21 protein-coding genes are annotated in these 17,021 nt (G+C 55.0%); 8 read left to right on the plus strand and 13 right to left on the minus strand.

Annotated features, from left to right (window positions below; translation table 11 throughout):
* The first annotated feature begins 56 nt into the window (after positions 1–56).
* On the plus strand, positions 57–1,190 hold the full coding sequence (gene dnaJ / locus AACZ19_RS08335; RefSeq protein ID WP_339632884.1) for a molecular chaperone DnaJ: 1,134 nt from the start codon (positions 57–59) through the stop codon (positions 1,188–1,190).
* A 78-nt stretch (positions 1,191–1,268) separates the two neighbouring features.
* Complete coding sequence (dapB, locus tag AACZ19_RS08340) at positions 1,269–2,081, plus strand: 4-hydroxy-tetrahydrodipicolinate reductase (RefSeq protein WP_339632886.1); 813 nt, start codon at positions 1,269–1,271, stop codon at positions 2,079–2,081.
* Here dapB and AACZ19_RS08345 read toward each other — a convergent pair.
* Entirely contained in the window at positions 2,045–2,581 is a 537-nt protein-coding gene (locus AACZ19_RS08345) for a DUF2244 domain-containing protein (protein WP_339632888.1), read from the minus strand. The two genes, dapB and AACZ19_RS08345, sit on opposite strands and share 37 nt — an antisense overlap.
* A gap of 58 nt (positions 2,582–2,639) precedes the next feature.
* Between AACZ19_RS08345 and nth the strand changes: the two genes are divergently transcribed.
* Complete coding sequence (gene nth / locus AACZ19_RS08350) at positions 2,640–3,275, plus strand: endonuclease III (protein ID WP_339632889.1); 636 nt, start codon at positions 2,640–2,642, stop codon at positions 3,273–3,275.
* Positions 3,276–3,290: 15 nt separating this feature from the next.
* On the opposite strand, the gene AACZ19_RS08355 is transcribed toward nth, so the two are convergent.
* The 3 genes from AACZ19_RS08355 to AACZ19_RS08365 form a co-directional block, all read right to left on the minus strand.
* On the minus strand, positions 3,291–3,785 hold the full coding sequence (locus AACZ19_RS08355; protein WP_339632890.1) for a hypothetical protein: 495 nt from the start codon (positions 3,783–3,785) through the stop codon (positions 3,291–3,293).
* Positions 3,778–4,470, minus strand: a complete 693-nt coding sequence (locus tag AACZ19_RS08360) for an EI24 domain-containing protein (protein ID WP_339632891.1) — start codon at positions 4,468–4,470, stop codon at positions 3,778–3,780. The genes AACZ19_RS08355 and AACZ19_RS08360 overlap by 8 nt, the downstream gene beginning before the upstream one ends.
* 80 nt (positions 4,471–4,550) lie before the next feature.
* Complete coding sequence (locus tag AACZ19_RS08365; RefSeq protein WP_339632892.1) at positions 4,551–5,954, minus strand: amidase family protein; 1,404 nt, start codon at positions 5,952–5,954, stop codon at positions 4,551–4,553.
* 102 nt (positions 5,955–6,056) lie between these two features.
* Here AACZ19_RS08365 and AACZ19_RS08370 point away from each other — a divergent pair, with 102 nt between their 5' ends.
* A complete protein-coding gene (locus AACZ19_RS08370) occupies positions 6,057–7,070 on the plus strand; it encodes an adenosine kinase (protein ID WP_339632893.1) in 1,014 nt (337 codons plus the stop codon).
* A gap of 25 nt (positions 7,071–7,095) precedes the next feature.
* Positions 7,096–8,808 carry an adenylate/guanylate cyclase domain-containing protein gene (locus tag AACZ19_RS08375; protein ID WP_339632895.1) on the plus strand — a complete coding sequence of 571 codons (1,713 nt, stop codon included), beginning with the start codon at positions 7,096–7,098 and terminating at the stop codon, positions 8,806–8,808.
* 12 nt (positions 8,809–8,820) lie between these two features.
* Here the strand turns inward: AACZ19_RS08375 and AACZ19_RS08380 are convergent, their stop codons facing one another.
* The 8 genes from AACZ19_RS08380 to AACZ19_RS08415 all read right to left on the minus strand — a co-directional run bounded on the left by AACZ19_RS08380 (position 8,821) and on the right by AACZ19_RS08415 (position 13,241).
* Positions 8,821–9,189, minus strand: a complete 369-nt coding sequence (locus AACZ19_RS08380; protein WP_339632897.1) for a histidine triad nucleotide-binding protein — start codon at positions 9,187–9,189, stop codon at positions 8,821–8,823.
* Positions 9,189–9,533 carry a phosphoribosyl-ATP diphosphatase gene (locus tag AACZ19_RS08385; RefSeq protein WP_339632899.1) on the minus strand — a complete coding sequence of 115 codons (345 nt, stop codon included), beginning with the start codon at positions 9,531–9,533 and terminating at the stop codon, positions 9,189–9,191. The genes AACZ19_RS08380 and AACZ19_RS08385 overlap by 1 nt, the downstream gene beginning before the upstream one ends.
* Complete coding sequence (gene hisF / locus AACZ19_RS08390) at positions 9,530–10,303, minus strand: imidazole glycerol phosphate synthase subunit HisF (protein ID WP_339632901.1); 774 nt, start codon at positions 10,301–10,303, stop codon at positions 9,530–9,532. The genes AACZ19_RS08385 and hisF overlap by 4 nt, the downstream gene beginning before the upstream one ends.
* Positions 10,296–11,033, minus strand: coding sequence for a 1-(5-phosphoribosyl)-5-[(5-phosphoribosylamino)methylideneamino]imidazole-4-carboxamide isomerase (gene hisA / locus AACZ19_RS08395; protein WP_339632903.1), 738 nt, complete (start codon positions 11,031–11,033; stop codon positions 10,296–10,298). The genes hisF and hisA overlap by 8 nt, the downstream gene beginning before the upstream one ends.
* Positions 11,030–11,581: a GNAT family N-acetyltransferase gene (locus AACZ19_RS08400; protein WP_339632905.1), complete on the minus strand. Its 552-nt coding sequence runs from the start codon at positions 11,579–11,581 to the stop codon at positions 11,030–11,032. The genes hisA and AACZ19_RS08400 overlap by 4 nt, the downstream gene beginning before the upstream one ends.
* Positions 11,582–12,223, minus strand: coding sequence for an imidazole glycerol phosphate synthase subunit HisH (gene hisH, locus AACZ19_RS08405; RefSeq protein ID WP_339632907.1), 642 nt, complete (start codon positions 12,221–12,223; stop codon positions 11,582–11,584).
* A gap of 42 nt (positions 12,224–12,265) precedes the next feature.
* A complete protein-coding gene (hisB, locus tag AACZ19_RS08410; protein ID WP_339632909.1) occupies positions 12,266–12,865 on the minus strand; it encodes an imidazoleglycerol-phosphate dehydratase HisB in 600 nt (199 codons plus the stop codon).
* A gap of 109 nt (positions 12,866–12,974) precedes the next feature.
* Positions 12,975–13,241, minus strand: a complete 267-nt coding sequence (locus AACZ19_RS08415; RefSeq protein ID WP_339632911.1) for a hypothetical protein — start codon at positions 13,239–13,241, stop codon at positions 12,975–12,977.
* Between the two features lie 172 nt (positions 13,242–13,413).
* On the opposite strand from AACZ19_RS08415, the gene hslV reads away from it, so the two are divergent.
* Both hslV and hslU read left to right on the plus strand, forming a co-directional pair.
* Positions 13,414–13,974, plus strand: a complete 561-nt coding sequence (gene hslV, locus AACZ19_RS08420; RefSeq protein WP_339632913.1) for an ATP-dependent protease subunit HslV — start codon at positions 13,414–13,416, stop codon at positions 13,972–13,974.
* Positions 13,967–15,277, plus strand: a complete 1,311-nt coding sequence (hslU, locus tag AACZ19_RS08425) for an ATP-dependent protease ATPase subunit HslU (RefSeq protein WP_339632915.1) — start codon at positions 13,967–13,969, stop codon at positions 15,275–15,277. Before hslV ends, hslU begins: the two co-directional genes overlap by 8 nt.
* Positions 15,278–15,286: 9 nt before the next feature.
* Here the strand turns inward: hslU and AACZ19_RS08430 are convergent, their stop codons facing one another.
* The gene (locus AACZ19_RS08430) at positions 15,287–16,042 is read right to left on the minus strand and encodes an enoyl-CoA hydratase/isomerase family protein (protein ID WP_339632917.1); all 756 of its coding nucleotides are present in this window, start codon (positions 16,040–16,042) and stop codon (positions 15,287–15,289) included.
* Positions 16,043–16,149: 107 nt separating this feature from the next.
* On the opposite strand from AACZ19_RS08430, the gene AACZ19_RS08435 reads away from it, so the two are divergent.
* Positions 16,150–17,001, plus strand: a complete 852-nt coding sequence (locus tag AACZ19_RS08435) for a class I SAM-dependent methyltransferase (protein ID WP_339632919.1) — start codon at positions 16,150–16,152, stop codon at positions 16,999–17,001.
* Positions 17,002–17,021 lie beyond the last annotated feature (20 nt).

Here is a 17,021-nt window from a genome sequence, read left to right on the forward strand (position 1 = left end):
CCGCTCCGGCCTGGGAAAACTCGGTCGGGGCGGCATTCGTTGAGTGATAGAACTAAATGGCCAAAATTGATTACTACGAAATTCTTGAGGTAGAGCGCGACGTTGATGCAACGACCCTCAAGTCTGCCTATCGCAAAAAGGCAATGCAATATCATCCGGACCGTAATCCCGGTGACGCCGAAGCAGAAGCCTCCTTCAAGCAAGTCAACGAAGCCTATGAGATACTGAAAGACCCGCAAAAACGCAGCGCCTATGACCAATATGGCCATGCCGCCTTTGAAAACGGTGGCGGTCCCGGCGGCGCCCGAGGCTTCGGTGGTATGGGTGGCGGCTTCAGTGACATTTTCGAAGATCTTTTTGGCGACTTCATGGGCGGTCAGCAAGGGGGCCGCACCCGCGCCCCACGCGGCAGCGATCTTCGCTATAACCTTGAAATTTCTCTTGAAGATGCCTACCACGGCAAAAAAATGGAACTCAAGATACCGACGACGACCCCGTGCGAAAGCTGTGAGGGAACTGGCGCGGAAGCCGGATCGGAGCCCGCCACCTGCGACAGCTGTCAGGGACTGGGCAAGATTCGCGCGCAACAGGGATTTTTCACCATCGAGCGCACCTGCCCAACCTGTCAGGGGCAAGGTCGCGTTATCAAGAACCCCTGCAAGACCTGCCGCGGCGAAGGCCGCGTTGGCCTGGAAAAAACCCTTTCCGTCAATATTCCCGCCGGTGTCGACGATGGCAACCGCATTCGTCTTTCCGGTGAAGGGGAAGCCGGCATGCGCGGTGGCGCGCCGGGCGACCTCTATATTTTCCTCACTGTTCAGGACCATCGTATTTTCCAACGAGATGGCCAGAATATCCATTGCCGTGTTCCCATCCCGCTGACGACCGCCGCGCTTGGCGGGGATATCGAGGTGCCGACACTTGATGGCGCGCGGGCTAAGGTCAGCATCACTGCGGGAACCCAGTCGGGCAGAAAATTCCGTCTGCGTGGCAAGGGGATGCCCGTTATGAACTCCCACAGCCATGGCGATATGTATATTCACACCATCGTCGAGACTCCCGTCAATCTCAGCAAGCGTCAAAAAGAACTTCTGAAAGAATTTGAGTCAGAAGGCAAGGGCGCTCACAGTCCAGAATCGGAAGGCTTTTTCGCGCGCGTGAAGGATTTCCTTGCTGATCTGAAAGACTGAACGGAACCCTCATTCCCGTCTCGCAACATTTCGCTGACTATGCTACATCCCATGTCAGGATAGATAGGGTGTTGTAGCATGAGCGATTTGAAAATTGGAATTGTTGGCGCGGCTGGCCGAATGGGTCGGATGCTGGTAAAGCAAGTCAGTGAAACAGGCGGATGCGTGATTTGCGGCGGAACGGAACCGGAGGGCTCCGACAATATTGGCAAGGACATAAATGCCCTCGCCGGACTTGAACCGTCCGGCATCCTGATTGGCGACGATACAACAAAGCTGTTTGACGAGGCCGATGCGGTTATTGATTTCACGGCGCCCGCCGCTTCGGTTGCTCATGCGAAACTCGCCGCCAAGGCCGGAAAAATACTCGTGATCGGGACAACGGGCCTCACCAACGAACAACAGGACGAAATCACTGATTGCGGGAAGAATGCCGTCATCGTCCAGGGAGCGAATATGAGCCTGGGCGTCAACCTGCTGGCGCAGCTCACTCGCAAGGTTGCCGCCATTCTTGATGACGAGTTTGATGTCGAAATCCTGGAGATGCATCACCACCATAAAGTCGATGCCCCATCAGGCACAGCATTGTTATTAGGCAAAGCCGCAGCGGCCGGTCGCGATGTCGATCATGACAGCGTCGCCGATCGCGGTCGGGACGGCATCACGGGTGCCCGCAAGCGCGGCGATATCGGCTATGCCGTCCTGCGCGGCGGCAATGTCGTTGGCGATCATACGGTTATTTTTGCCGCCGAGAACGAGCGGATTGAACTGACTCATAAGGCGGGGGACCGATCGATTTTTGCCCGCGGGGCTGTCCGGGCCGCTCTCTGGGCGAAAGACAAGCCTGCCGGTAATTATGATATGATGGACGTGCTCGGGCTTGGGGAGTGAAGAAGGCCCCCTTTGCGGTAGGTATCGAGCGCCGCCGCAATCATTTCCTGTACTTCGAGTTTTTCATCTTCACCGAGGAAATTGCCGACCTCGTAGGCGCGTCCGCGATTTGTAATCAGGAGCTGCCCGCCGGTGATCATGGCCCGGGCCCAATAGGCCTCAAACTCCTCAACGACTGACCGGCCATCCGGCGCCATCCGCGTGATAGTCAGATAATCCTGCGCGATACGGATTGTTTCATATCGCTGCGCCGCCCGGAAATTCAGCCGAAAGGCAATATATATCAACAAGACGTCCAGGCCGAAAAACCCAAACACCGGCCAGGCGCCCATGGACAAGAACACCATCCCGGAGACAAAACTCACCAAGGCAACTGCGCCCATCAGGATAACAAACCCGGATTGTGACAGGCTGCGGTTCGGATGAAGCGACAGGGAAAACTCGCCCGCAGCATCCGGCTGCATGCTATCGTCTTCCTCCATTTCAGCTCTCTCACGCATTGCTCACCCTTCCACATTGATTATTGCGCAGAAGTTCCGCCTATGCCAATAACATAGGATGAAAAAAGCCGATATTCGCGAATTTTTTCGCCGTCTTGAAGAAAACAACCCGGAACCGGAAGGGGAATTGAACTATGTCAATCCCTTCACCCTGCTGGTTGCCGTCGTCCTCTCCGCCCAGGCAACAGACGTCGGGGTAAACAAGGCAACAGGGCCGCTCTTTGCCGTGGCCGACACACCTGAGAAAATCCTTGATCTCGGAGAGGAGGACTTACGCGACTACATCAAGACGATCGGGCTTTATAAAACCAAGGCGAAGAATGTCATCAAGCTCTGTGAAGCCCTGATACATGACCATGACGGCGAAGTGCCGCAAACCCGTGAGGAATTGGAAAAACTCGCCGGGGTAGGCCGGAAAACCGCCAATGTGGTTCTGAATATCGCCTTCGGGCAACCGACAATCGCCGTGGATACCCATCTTTTCCGCGTCGGCAACCGGACCGGCCTCGCCTCCGGGAAAACCCCGCTGGAAGTCGAGAAAAAACTCGAGAAGAGAATCCCGAAAGAGTTTCTACGCCACGCTCACCACTGGCTGATCCTACATGGGCGCTATATCTGCAAGGCCCGCAAGCCGGAATGCTATCGATGCATCGTTGCCGATCTTTGTGCCTTCAGGGAGAAAACGGTTATCTAGTCGCCAGGACGCCAGCTATGACGCTCCGGGCGCGGCAAATGCGTTCTCGGCCCCCACCGCCCGCAGATAGTCGTTAAAGCATTTCTTGCGGTCCAATTCGGAATATGTCTCAACGCTTCGTCCATTGATGGCGATATGACGGACAATCATTTCGCCGCCAGAGGAGGCAGGATAAAAGAACAGATGAAGCGCGCAGTCCGGCGCGAGATATTGCCAGACTTCTGCCGGGCTGTCCTTGCGCCGCATGTTCGGATCGCCAAACGCCGACCCTATCTCGGACGTTGTCTTGCCAACCACGATCGTCGGCTCCAGCACAGCAGGAGGCTTAGCGGCAATAACGGGCGGATCCGGTTTTTTTTGTGACGGTATCGACGCAGGCGCCGACCCGGATACAGCGGAAACCGGCGCCGACTTTTTCCCGTCTTTTGGAAGGGTGGTAATTTCGGGGCCCTTCGCGCAACCCGCCACGATAAACAACAGAGCGGCAAAAACCGCGACGGACTTAAGCATTCGTTGTCAGGCTCCTGCCTCTCGGGGTGCTGCCAACCCGCTTCTTGTAAAGATGAACCATCGCTGCCGTCGCAATAATCGGGGCAACAAGGTTGAGAATCGGTATGGTCAAGGCGAAGGCAATCACAATCCCCATCAGAAACAGTTCCGACGCATTGGTTTTCCGAAGGCGGGAAACCTCGTCCATATCATGATGGCGGACTGCGACCATCTGGAAATATTCACGCGAGATCAGGTACCCGTTCAGCAAATAATAGACGAAAAGATTGATCACCGGAATGAAATAGAGCGGCAACACGATGATGTTACAGGCAATGACAAGTGCCAGGAATTTGACTGCATCCCAAATACTGGACAGGAGCGGAACATCATGGGCCGGTTTATCGTTGGGATAATACTCTTTTTCCACAGCATCGGAAATATCATCCAGAAACAATCCAATGAGGGCGCTGATCACAAGAGGAAACAGGAAAAAGCCGCCAAGAAGGAAGCCAAGCCCCGCCAGAAAACTGATGACGGTATTCACCCAGCCATATTCAAATTCGGGAACGAGGGAGAATGCCTCTGCCGCGCCAAAACCGACCAGAATAAATATGCCCGCTGTCAGTGCGAGCGCTTTTATGAGAACCGAACGAAATGCCGGATCACCGAGCTGTCCGACGGCTTTGCTGATTGCAGAAAACAATGTACGCCCTTCACTTTATTCGATCAGAAATACCTGTTTCATGTAGGTCTTTCCGTGCGCCTGTGCAAGAAATTTACGAGTCATGCCGGTGTGATCGGGTCGATGGGCACCCGTGATGCAAAATCATGATCGCGTTCGAACGCATAGGCCGCCTGCAGCACACGGTCTTCACGGGCATTCGGACCCATGATCTGCAACCCGACAGGCAGGCCGCTTTTTGTAAAGCCGCAAGGTATTGAAATGACGGGGCAGTTTGTCACCGTCAGCATGGACGGCAGCGCCAGCCATGACATATAGTTGTCAAACTTGACGCCGGATACTTCCTCGACATACCGCATGCTATGACTGAACGGCGGCACGATTGCCGTCGGCGCGAGCAGAAAGTCATAATCGGAGAAGAACGCAACGATCCGCTGGTAAAGGGCGCCTTGTGCGCGCAGTGCGGCGCCAATATCATCGGCATTCAGTTTTGCGCCTTTCTCGATATTCCAGATCATCTCAGGTTTGAGCTTGTCGCGATGCTGGGCCAGCAGCGGGGCATGGCTGGCAATGAAATGCTGCGCTCTCAGCGTCTGGAAAATCTCCTCCGCATCGTGAAGGTCCGGACAGGTTTCATCAACACCCGCACAATAGCGCGCGAAATCCTCCGCCGCCTTTGCGCATATTTCAGCGACTTCAGGGTCAACCGGGCAATGGCCGAGGTCCGGGCTGTAGGCAATCCGGCCGAACTTCGGGATGTCTTTCAGGCAATCCACATAGCTTGTTTCCGGCGCTGGCAGGCTGCTGGGATCGAGAATATGCGCGCCCGACATCATATCAAGGAACAGCGCCGTATCCGGCACATTCCGAGCCATGGGTCCTTCCACAGGATAGGTCGAGAAAGGCAAGCCGAGCGGCCCATGGGCGATCCGCTTCGGAGACGGGCGAAGGCCGACAATACCAGTAAAGCTTGCGGGCGTGCGTAAACTGCCGCCAAGATCGCTCCCTTGCGCGAGCCAGACCTGACCGGCCGCCAGCGCAGAGGCGGCGCCGCCGGAAGATCCCCCCGGTGTGAGGTTAGTGTTCCAGGGATTGGTCGTCGTTCCGAAAACTTCGTTAAAGGTCTGTCCGCCCGCGCCGAATTCCGGCGTGTTCGATTTCCCGACGACAATTCCGCCCCGCTCTTCCAGTCGCTCGACCATGACATCCGAATAATCGGCGATCCGGTCCGCAAAAATCGGCGATCCAGAGGTAAAACGGACCCCCTTGACCGGAGTCAGGTCCTTGACGGCGATTGGAAGGCCGTGCAGGTGCATTTCCGGGCGGTCAGCGGGCTTTTCTCTCTCCAGCCGGGCCGCATGGGCGCGGGCGCGACCAAAACACAGCGTCGGGATCGCATTCACCGCCTCATTTGTTTCCGCAATCCGCTTTTCCGAGGCATCGAGAAGTTCGCTTGGAGACACCTCGCCGGACTTCAGTAATCCGACAACAGCCGTCGCTATCATATTTATTAAATCCGTCATCATATTACCCCAAAATCCCTCGCGCCTTATTAAAGCGTTCTTGCCCCAGTGCCCGCAACGACTATACTCGCGCAAGCCAAAGTAATGAGTAGGACTATTATGACAGAGCGGATGTTTGACACAACCTGTATCGGCAATGCCATTGTCGACGTTATCAGCAAGGCGGATGACGCTTTTCTGAAGGCTGAGAACCTTACAAAAAGCGCCATGACGCTAATTGATATGGAGCGGGCCGAAGATCTTTATGCGAAAATGGCGGCAGGGGTTGAAATGTCCGGCGGCTCGGCCGGAAATACGGCTGCAGGCATTGCCTCGCTTGGTGGAAATAGTGCCTATATCGGCAAGGTCCGCGACGACCAGCTCGGCGGAATTTTCACCCATGACATTCGCGCTAGCGGCGTGACGTTCGAGACCGACAAATCAACAGACGGCGCGGCAACGGCGCGTTGCCTTATCCTGGTGACCCCGGATGCCCACCGGACCATGAACACCTATCTCGGTGCCTGTATCGAGCTGGGGCCGGAAGATATTGACCCGGAGATGATCGCGGCATCCAAGGTTACTTATATGGAAGGATATTTGTGGGATCCGGAAAACGGCAAACAGGCATTTCGCAAGGCCGCCGAAATTTCCCATGACGCAGGTCAGCGGGTCTCACTCACGCTTTCCGACAGCTTTTGTGTCGATCGGTACCGGGCGGAGTTCAGAGATTTTATCTCAGGCGGTGTCGATATCCTGTTCGCCAACGAGGACGAGATTAAATCGCTCTTTGAAACCGATGATTTTGATACCGCCCTCGATGCCATTCGCGGTCAGGTCGAGATTGCCTGTCTGACCCGCAGCGAAAAGGGGTCGCTTATTGTCACCCAGTCAGAAATTCACGCGATTCCGGCTGATACAAATATCGAACTTGTTGATACGACCGGCGCGGGCGACCTGTATGCTGCGGGATTTCTCTATGGTTTTACCAATGGCCACGACCTTGCAACGAGCGGGCGTATCGGCGCCATGGCCGCCGCAGAGGTCATCAGCCATTACGGGGCCCGGCCTGCGGTAAATCTGAAGGGTTTCTTGACGCAAAAACTCGCAGTCGCATGACATGTACTCGGGAGCCTGAATACATTTGGCAAAAGGCATAGAACAGAAACAGCATTGGCTCCGCTCTGGCCTCCGGCCAGACCGGATACGGCTGGCGAGCGGTATCGTGCTGATGGTGTTTCTGGCAGGGCATCTTATCAATCACGCCCTTGGCCTCATCTCGCTCAACGCGATGGAAGCGGGCCGCGACATCTTTCTCGCCATCTGGCGGAGCGTGCCGGGCACCACCCTGCTTCTCGGCGCAATTGTCCTTCATATCCTGCTGGTTTTTCTCAAGCTGTTGCGTCACCGTGCCTATCGCAGGCTTGCAGGGCGTGACATTCTTCAAATTACGCTGGGCCTTGCGATCCCGCCGTTTATCATTCTGCATATCATCGGGACCCGGGTTGCACATGAAATATATGGCATTGAAGACAGTTATACATATGTCCTGTTCAGCCTTTGGGTTGCGACCCCGCTCCAGGCATTGCTGCAAAGCCTGGCGCTGGCTATTGCCTGGATTCACGGCTGTCTCGGGCTTCATTTTTGGCTCCGGCTGAAGCCCTGGTATGAAAAGGCATTTCCGCTTATTTACAGCCTTGCGTTGGTCCTGCCTGTCCTCTCCCTCAGCGGTTTTATAAACGGTGCCAATGAAGTCGAGGTTCTGTTTGCCAATGCTGAATGGCGGAATGCTTTTTTTGCCCGTCTCAATCTCCCGCCGGATATGGTGAACTGGGCTTATACGACCCGTGATATTGGCTATGTGGTGATATTTGCAGCTCTCGGCCTGCTTGTTCTTAGCCGGATCTACTGGATGATTGTTTACAGGCAGCGCCATGTGAACGTTATTTCCTATCCGAATGAGAAAACCGTCATGGCCACACCCGGCCTGACAATTCTGGAATCAAGTCAGTATGGAAATATCCCCCATGCTGCCGTTTGCGGCGGTCGCGGGCGTTGTTCAACCTGCCGGGTCCGCATTGTCGAAGGATCGGACCATCTGAACCCTCCAAGCGACAAAGAGATTGCCGTCTTGCGCCGGGTCGGCGCCCCGGTTGGCACCCGTCTCGCTTGTCAGAGCATTCCAACGGGCAATGTCTCGGTTATCCCGCTCCTCCCGGCGACGGCGACAGTGAGGCAGGCTTTTAATCAACCCGGATACCTTCAGGGACAGGAACGGGAGATCGCGATCCTGTTTGCGGACTTGCGGGCCTTCACCAAATTCTCCGAGCAGAAACTGCCCTATGACGTCGTTTTCGTGATCAATCAGTATTTCCGGCATATGGGCGAAGCTATTGAGGCCAACGGCGGACATCTGGACAAGTTTATCGGCGATGGCGTCATGGCGCTCTTCGGGCTGGAAGAGGATAGCAAGGACGCCAGCCGCAAAGCGCTGAACGCGGCCCGTGCGATGGCGGAAGAACTCGATATCATGAACCGGAACCTTGCCTCAGATTTACCAAGCCCACTTAAAATCGGCATCGGCATCCATCTCGGGCAAGTGATTGTCGGGCGGATGGGCTATGGCAGCGCCACCTCCATCACTGCAATCGGAGATCCCGTCAATACCGCAAGCCGGTTGGAGGCGATGACGAAAGAATATTCAAGCCAGCTTATCTTTTCCCAAAGAGTTGCCGAGCGCGCCGACGGAGATTTTACCTCCCTCCAGCAGGAGAGTGTGGAGATCAGGGGCCGGGTTGAACCCCTTGGCATCTATATTGTCGAGGATGCGAGAACCTTGAGCCGTCTGGAAACCTGACCGGTCTGTTGCCTACATAGCCGCGGTCATGCCGTCTTCGGTGAGGGGACGCCCTCCCATGATGTGAACATGAAAATGCGGGACGAGCTGACCGGAATTTTTGCCGTTATTGGCAACCAGGCGATAGCCATCCTCCTGCAGTCCGACGAGACGCGCAATCTCACCTACCTTGGCAAAGAAATTGCCGATCTCTTCCATCGATCCATTCGCCGCAAAATCATCCATGTCGACATAGGGGCGCTTCGGAATAACCAGTACATGAACAGGTGTCCGCGGGGAGATGTCATTGAACGCCAGCACGCTTTCATCCTCATAAACGGTCGTGTTGGGAAGCTCGCCCCTCAGTATTTTTGCAAAAACATTGTCATTATCATACGACATTATTCTACCTCTCCGTTCGAATTGCGGGCTGCCTTCTCCGTCAGGCCCGACTGCCCTTCCCGCTTCGATAACTTGTCATAAATATCAGCGGGAACAATACCTGCGTTCGCCCAAAGCACTGACAGGTGATAAAGAAGGTCAGCGCTCTCTGAAATAATTTCATCGCGATCTTCAAGGGTCGCGGCGATGGCAAGCTCAACAGCCTCCTCCCCGACTTTCTGGGCTATTTTCGCGCTTCCCTTGCTGTAAAGAGATGCCGTGTAGGAACTTTTCAGATCTGCACCCTTTCGGGATGCAACCGTCGCATAAAGTTTGTCCAGTCCATTCAGTTTTGCATCGGTCATGCTGCCTCCGTTTCCCGGCGAACCGCTATACCGGCTTCAAACATTGCCTCTTTGGCTTCCCGGATCGTATATTCCCCGAAATGGAAAATGGACGCCGCAAGCACCGCTGTCGCATGTCCGTCGCGGATTCCTTCTGCCAGATGATCAAGCGTACCAACGCCGCCCGAAGCGATCACCGGCACAGGAATGGCATCCGCAATGGACCGTGTAAGGGGGATATTAAAGCCGGATCGCGTCCCGTCCCGATCCATGGAGGTCAGCAGGATTTCGCCCGCGCCATATTCCGTCATCCGCTTCGCCCATTCCACCGCATCAATACCCGTCGGCTCCCGGCCACCGTGGGTGAAAATCTCGAACTTGCCGGGACCCGTCTGCTTGGCATCTATGGCAACCACAATACATTGGCTACCGAACTGCTCCGCCGCTTCACGGACAAATTCGGGCCGTTTGACAGCTGCGCTGTTGATCGAGACCTTGTCCGCCCCCGCAAGCAACAGTTTCCGCACATCCTCCACCTGCCGCACGCCCCCGCCAACAGTCAGCGGCATAAAGCATTGCTCCGCCGTGCGGCGTACGACATCATAGATTGTCTCGCGGTTGTCCGATGTTGCGGTGATATCCAGAAAGCAGAGCTCGTCCGCACCCTGCTCATCATAAATGCGCGCCTGCTCCACGGGATCACCGGCATCGATCAAATCGACGAAATTGACACCCTTGACGACACGGCCATCCTTCACATCGAGGCAGGGAATAATACGAGCTTTAAGCATTCTCCCTCCTCACAAGGTCAATCGCCTCAGCCGGATCAATACGCCCGTCATACAAGGCGCGGCCAATAATCACGCCCTCAATTCCGCTCGATTGTACGGCCAGCAGTTTCTCAATATCCAGGATCGAGGCAACACCGCCCGAAGCGATTACCGGAATGCTGATGGCTGCCGCGAGATCGCGCGTGGCTTCGACATTCACACCCTGAAGCGCACCATCCCGATCGATATCCGTATAAATAATGGCTTCGACACCGGCATCCTCAAACTTGCGGGCAAGCTCAAGGGCGGATGTCTCGCTTGTTTCTGCCCAGCCTTCCACCGCGACCATGCCATCTCGGGCATCGATGCCAATCGCGATATGGCCCGGAAATTTCTGGCAAGCCTCCTTCACCAGCGCCGGATCGCGAAGCGCGATCGTCCCGAGAATCACACGGCTCAATCCTTTTTCAAGCCACATTTCAATTGTCGCAAGATCCCGGATACCGCCCCCAAGCTGAACCGGCACATCCGTCGCGCCCAGGATACCCTCGACAGCTGCCGCATTGACCGGCTTTCCGGCAAAGGCGCCATTTAGGTCCACAAGATGCAGGCGATTAAACCCGGCCTCCCTGAAACTGCGCGCCTGATCGGCGGGGTCATTATTAAACACCGTCGCCGCGTCCATCTCGCCGCGCAGCAGACGAACGCAGTTTCCGTCCTTGAGGTCAATCGCAGGGTAAAGGTTCATCATTTCCCCAGTTCCGCAATTTCTTTTTTAAAATAATATCCATCGACATAGCGCTCGCCATTCCAGGCGTAGTTCTTTTTCACAGCCCATTTTTCATATCCGCTGGCCTCAAGCAGGGAAATAGCCGCGAGCTGAGTCTCGCGCACATCCACTTCAAGGATTTTGAAACCCTGCTCTTTCGCACTATTTTCGAGTACCGCCAGCAAGCCGATCGCCAATCCATACCCGCGGGCATAGGGGGCGATAAAGAAGGTGGCAACCTGCGCTATATGGCCACCAGCCTCATTGTTCGCAAACGGTTTCACAAGTTGCCCTGAACCGACAATTCGTCCTTCGAAGCGGGCGCAATAAAGCTCCCGCACAGGCACCATCAGCACTCCTTTCCAGAAATTCTCCTGCACCGAGCGGGGGGGCGGAGACAGCCAGCCAAAGCCGTTGCCGTCAAGAATTGCCTCTTCCGCGGCCTCACAGAGATCTCCGAGATCGGCCGAATCAAACTCGGTAATCGCTTCGATCACCGGTTGTTGAATACTCCTGCTATTGTCCGCCATTCAGGGCTTCCATTTCAAAAAATTCTCGATCAACCGGAGGCCTGTGGCCTGGCTTTTTTCCGGGTGAAACTGGGTTCCAACCATATTATCGCGACCGACAATCGCGGTAATGGGGCCGCCGTAATCCACTGTCGCCAGAACATGCGCCGGGTTTGCCGCCGCCAGCTGATAGCTATGGACGAAATACGCATGCTGCCCGGTCTCGATCCCGTCAAAAAGCGGATGGGCCAGCTTCACGTCCAGATCGTTCCATCCCATATGCGGAATTTTCAGCTCCGGATCATCCGGGGTTAGTTTTACAACATCACCGGCAATCCAGCCAAGCCCGTCTGTCGTACCATGCTCAAGTCCACGGCTCGCCATCAGTTGCATACCAACACATATCCCAAGAAAGGGGCGGCCTTTTTCGATAACGGCTTCAGTCAGCGCATCTACCATGCCCTCAATTGCCGTTAGCCCGTTCTTGCAGGCCCGAAACGCCCCAACGCCGGGAAGGACAACGTGATCCGCCCCTGCAACCTTATTGGGGTCACTGGTGACATTGATCGACATTGCAAGGCCAGCCTCCCGGCAGCACCGCTCGAACGCTTTCGCGGCCGAGCGGAGATTGCCCGACCCATAATCAATGATGACTGTTTCCATAATCGATACAACTACTCCACCTAGGAGAAAAGGTTGCTAAAGTTACAGGCTTCCGCCCAGCACGCCTTTGGTGGACGGCACGGCATCGGCGCGGCGCGGGTCAATTTCGATGGCGTCCCGCAATGACCGCGCCAGGGCCTTGAAACAGCTTTCCACGATATGATGGTTATTCGTTCCGTAGAGATTCTCGACGTGAAGCGTAATTCCCGCGGCCTGTGCAAAGGCCTGAAACCATTCCTTGAAGAGTTCCGTATCCATTTCGCCGAGCTTGTCCCGACTGAACTCTACTTTCCAGATCAGATAGGGACGATTGGAAATATCCAGTGCGACCCGGGTCAAAGTTTCATCCATCGGGATGTGGGCGGACGCATATCTCCGGATACCCTTCAGGTCTCCAAGTGCCTCGGCAAAGGCCTCGCCAATCGCAATGCCTGTGTCTTCGGTGGTATGATGAAAATCGATATGCAGGTCGCCTTTGGCGCGGACCTTCAGATCCATCAGACTATGGCGAGAGAGTTGCTCCATCATGTGGTCCAGAAAGCCGATACCTGTCTGGACATCATATGTGCCGGAGCCGTCGAGATTGATCTCAACCTCGATATCGGTTTCCTTCGTCTTTCGCTTAACCGTTCCTACACGCATGAAATATCCTTCCGGCCTGGCACTTTACCGCTTTTGATCCAGGCGAGGATATAGCAGGAACAACGCGGAAAACCAAGCCTTAGAGCATGGGCATCGACAAAATATGCCGCTATCGGGTTCCATCTGTCGTCGGGCTGGAGGTAGCCGGAGCCGCCACCGCCTGTTCCTGCGCTTGTTCCGGCTTCAAGACGGTTCCATTGTCGCTGCTTTTGATCATTCTTTCGGCGAGGTTAAGCGCGAAATCAATACGTTCTGCCAGTTCCGTGTAATTATCTCGCTGAGCATCTACATGGATATAGCTTAAGATCTCGAAGATAGCCCGAAGATTTGACGCCTTTTCATCACCTGAAGTCTGAGTATCACCCGCACCCGCCATTTGTCTTTCCTGTCTTGACAATCGGTTTGCGTTAATGACGGGCAGTACTGAGAATTGTGAACGGATAGAGCCGCAAAAATACAAGGATCATCAGGGATAAGGCCCATTGCACCTTGACCCCTGCGCCAAAATGGTTACATCGTCAGGGCAAGTCCAACAACAAAGAGCCAAAATGTCCGAAAAAATCGAAAGCTGGCACGGTACAACCATTCTGTCCGTGCGAAAAAACGGTGTCGTCGTCGTTGCCGGGGACGGTCAGGTGTCCCTTGGCCAGACGGTTATCAAATCCAACGCCCGCAAGGTACGCCGCATTGGCGCAGGGAATGACGTCATTGTCGGGTTTGCCGGCGCGACAGCAGATGCCTTCACCCTGTTTGAGCGGCTGGAAGGAAAGCTTGAAAAGCATCCGGGCAACCTCACCCGCGCCTGTGTGGAACTGGCTAAAGACTGGCGGACGGATAAATACCTTCGCCGTCTGGAAGCCATGATGGCGGTTGCCAATGAAGAGGTTTCCCTCATCCTGACAGGCACCGGCGACGTGCTGGAGCCGGAAGACGGCATTATCGCAATTGGTTCCGGCGGCAACTATGCGCTGTCCGCTGCGCGCGCGCTCATTGATCGCGATGATATGGAAGCCGAGGATATCGCCAAAAAGGCAATGGCCATTGCGGCGCAGATTTGTGTCTATACCAACGAAAGCGTTACCATCGAAAGTATCGGTAAAAATGACTAATTTATCGCCACGTGAAATTGTATATGAACTTGACCGCCATATCATCGGTCAGGCGGACGCCAAGAAATCCGTCGCCATTGCGCTCCGGAACCGCTGGCGGCGCCAGCAACTGCCTGAAGATCTGCGCGAGGAAGTATTGCCCAAAAATATCCTGATGATCGGCCCGACCGGTATCGGTAAGACGGAAATTTCCCGCAGACTTGCCAAGCTTGCCCATGCGCCCTTTATGAAGGTGGAAGCGACGAAGTTTACAGAAGTCGGATACGTTGGCCGCGACGTAGAGCAGATAATCCGTGATCTGATGGAAATCGCGCTTACTATGGTGCGGGAAGACCAGCGTCAACAAGTCCTGGCCAAGGCCGAGCTTGCAGCGGAAGAACGGGTCCTGGATGCGTTGGTGGGCCCGAAATCCTCTCCCGATACCCGGCAGAAATTCCGCAAGATGCTGCGCGAAGGCGAGCTCGACGACAAAGAAGTCGAGCTGGAACTCGTCGATACCGGCAATTCCGGTATGCCGACTTTTGATATTCCGGGCATGCCGGGCGCGCAGATGGGCATGCTCAATCTCAATGACATGCTCGGCAAGCTTGGCGGCCAGCGCACCAAGCCGCGCAAGATGAAAGTCAAGGAAAGCTACAAGGTGCTAATCAACGAAGAAAGCGACAAACTTCTTGATGAAGATGCCGTCGTTCGTGAAGCCATCAAGCTGGTGGAAAACAACGGCATCGTCTTTCTTGATGAAATTGACAAGATCTGCGCACGGAGTGATCGACAGGGGGCAGACATAAGCCGCGAAGGTGTTCAGCGTGACCTGCTCCCGCTGATCGAAGGGACGATTGTCAGCACTAAATATGGCACGGTACGGACGGACCATATCCTGTTCATTGCCTCCGGTGCTTTTCATATCGCCAAACCGTCCGACCTGTTGCCGGAACTCCAGGGCCGCTTGCCGATCCGGGTCGAATTGAAGGCGCTGACCAAAGACGATTTCAAGCGCATCCTGACCGAGCCGGAAGCCAGCCTGATCAAGCAGTATATTGCTCTGATGAATACGGAAGAGGTGCAGCTCAATTTCACCGATGACGCGATTGAGGCCATTGCCTCCATTTCTGCCGATGTGAATGCAACCGTCGAGAATATCGGCGCGCGGCGGCTGCATACAGTGCTGGAACGTGTCCTTGAGGATATCAGCTTTCAAGCCTCCGACAAGGGGGGTTCCGTGGTCGATATCGACGAGGAGTACGTCAAGGAGCATCTCGGCGAACTGGCGACGAACACGGATCTTTCCAAGTTCATCCTTTAGCCTTAGAGCCTATGCCCCTTTGAAATTCGCCGGTCGTTTTTCCGCAAGGGCCTGTTTGCCTTCGGTGAAATCTTCCGATTGCAGACAGGTGAGCTGGAATTGGCGCGCCTTGGCGACGTCCAGCTCCCCGCGCGCGATGTCATTAAGGGTTTCTTTCATGCCGCGAAGGCTGAGAGGCGCCAGGGCGCCAATATCCTGAACCAGGGCATCCGTTCGCTCTGCCAGTTCTTCAGGTTCTACAAGATAATCCAGGAAGCCGATCGATTTCAGTTCCTCCGCCGACATTTTCTCACAGGCGAGGAAAAGGCGTTTCGCCGGCCCAAGCCCGAGGCGGGCAACAGCGCGCGCAAGCCCTGCAGGGGGATAGTGAATGCCAATCCGAGCCGGAGGAATGAAGGAGCTCATGGTCTTGATTCCGATCCGGAAGTCGCAAGAAAGGGCGAGATCTGCCCCGCCGCCGTAAACACCGCCATTCAACGCGCAAATGGTCGGGAAAGGAAGCCGCTCGACAACATCCGTCAGCTGCTCCAACGGATTTTCATCAAAATTATAGCGGCCAAGCTCACCAAGATCAGCACCCGCGCAAAAGCTCTTGCCGGTTCCCGTCAGGACCATGACCCGAAGCGATTTGTCCTCTGCTTTCTCCACAAGTCCTTCCCTGAGGGACTTCATCGTCGCGGGAGAAAGCTTGTTATGCTGTGCCGGGTTATCAAGGCGCACTCTAAGAGTGGTATTTTCAACCGTGATATGAAAAGATGCGCCCATAATCGAGTTTCCTTTTTTTGCTTTTCTGTATTGCCCCGACAATAAACGGATAGCGTCAGACACGCCATGGTAAATGAACCCGCCTCTATTTTTTGGATCATATCTTGATGAATTTTCGCCGACTTCATATGGGATTGAAAACCATCCTGGGTCTTCAAAAGGAAGGATTTTTTATCCCCTATCGCTATGCGGCCTGCCTGCCTGAAGCGGTGGAACGCGGTACCTACCACGCTATTGAAACACATATGCGGGCCTATGAGGAGGATTTCGAAGAATTAATTAAGGGCTTGTCGTCCTTCAAAACGGAGTTTGCGGGTTTCGGACAGGAACCACCGCCGGAGCCTCGCTGGGAACAGGACTGGCTTCCACGGCTGGATGCCGCTATCGCCTACGCCATGGTGCGCAGCAAGAAGCCGGCCCGGATCATTGAGGTCGGATCCGGCCATTCCACTCGCTTTATGGCCCGCGCGATCAGGGACGGAAAGCTTGAGACAGCTTTCACCGCAATCGATCCAGCCCCGCGAGCCACAATCGAGACACTCCCGATCGAGGTGATCCATAAAACCCTGCATAACGCCGGTGAGGCACTGTTTGAGACCCTTTCCGCCGGAGATTTTCTCTTTATCGACAGCAGCCATATCGCCATGCCGGGAAGTGATGTCGACCGATTATTCCTTGAAATCCTGCCATCCCTCCCCGCCGGTGTGTATGTGCATATCCATGATATATTTCTGCCCGACGACTATCCTGTATCATGGGACTGGCGGGGCTATAATGAACAGCAGGCAGCGGCACCGTTGTTTCTGGGGGGGGGCTACAGGATCATTTTCTCCTCCAACTATGTCACTACCCGCATGAAAGACGCTCTGGCGCAGTCTGTTATCGCTAATTTGCCGCTGCCTGAAGGGGCGTTAGAAACCAGCCTCTGGCTCCAGAAGCGCAGCCTCACGGGAAAATGAAGATTTGTGCTTTTATTTCG

It is taken from the genome of uncultured Sneathiella sp. (assembly GCF_963973085.1).
Classification (GTDB): Bacteria; Pseudomonadota; Alphaproteobacteria; order Sneathiellales; family Sneathiellaceae; genus Sneathiella.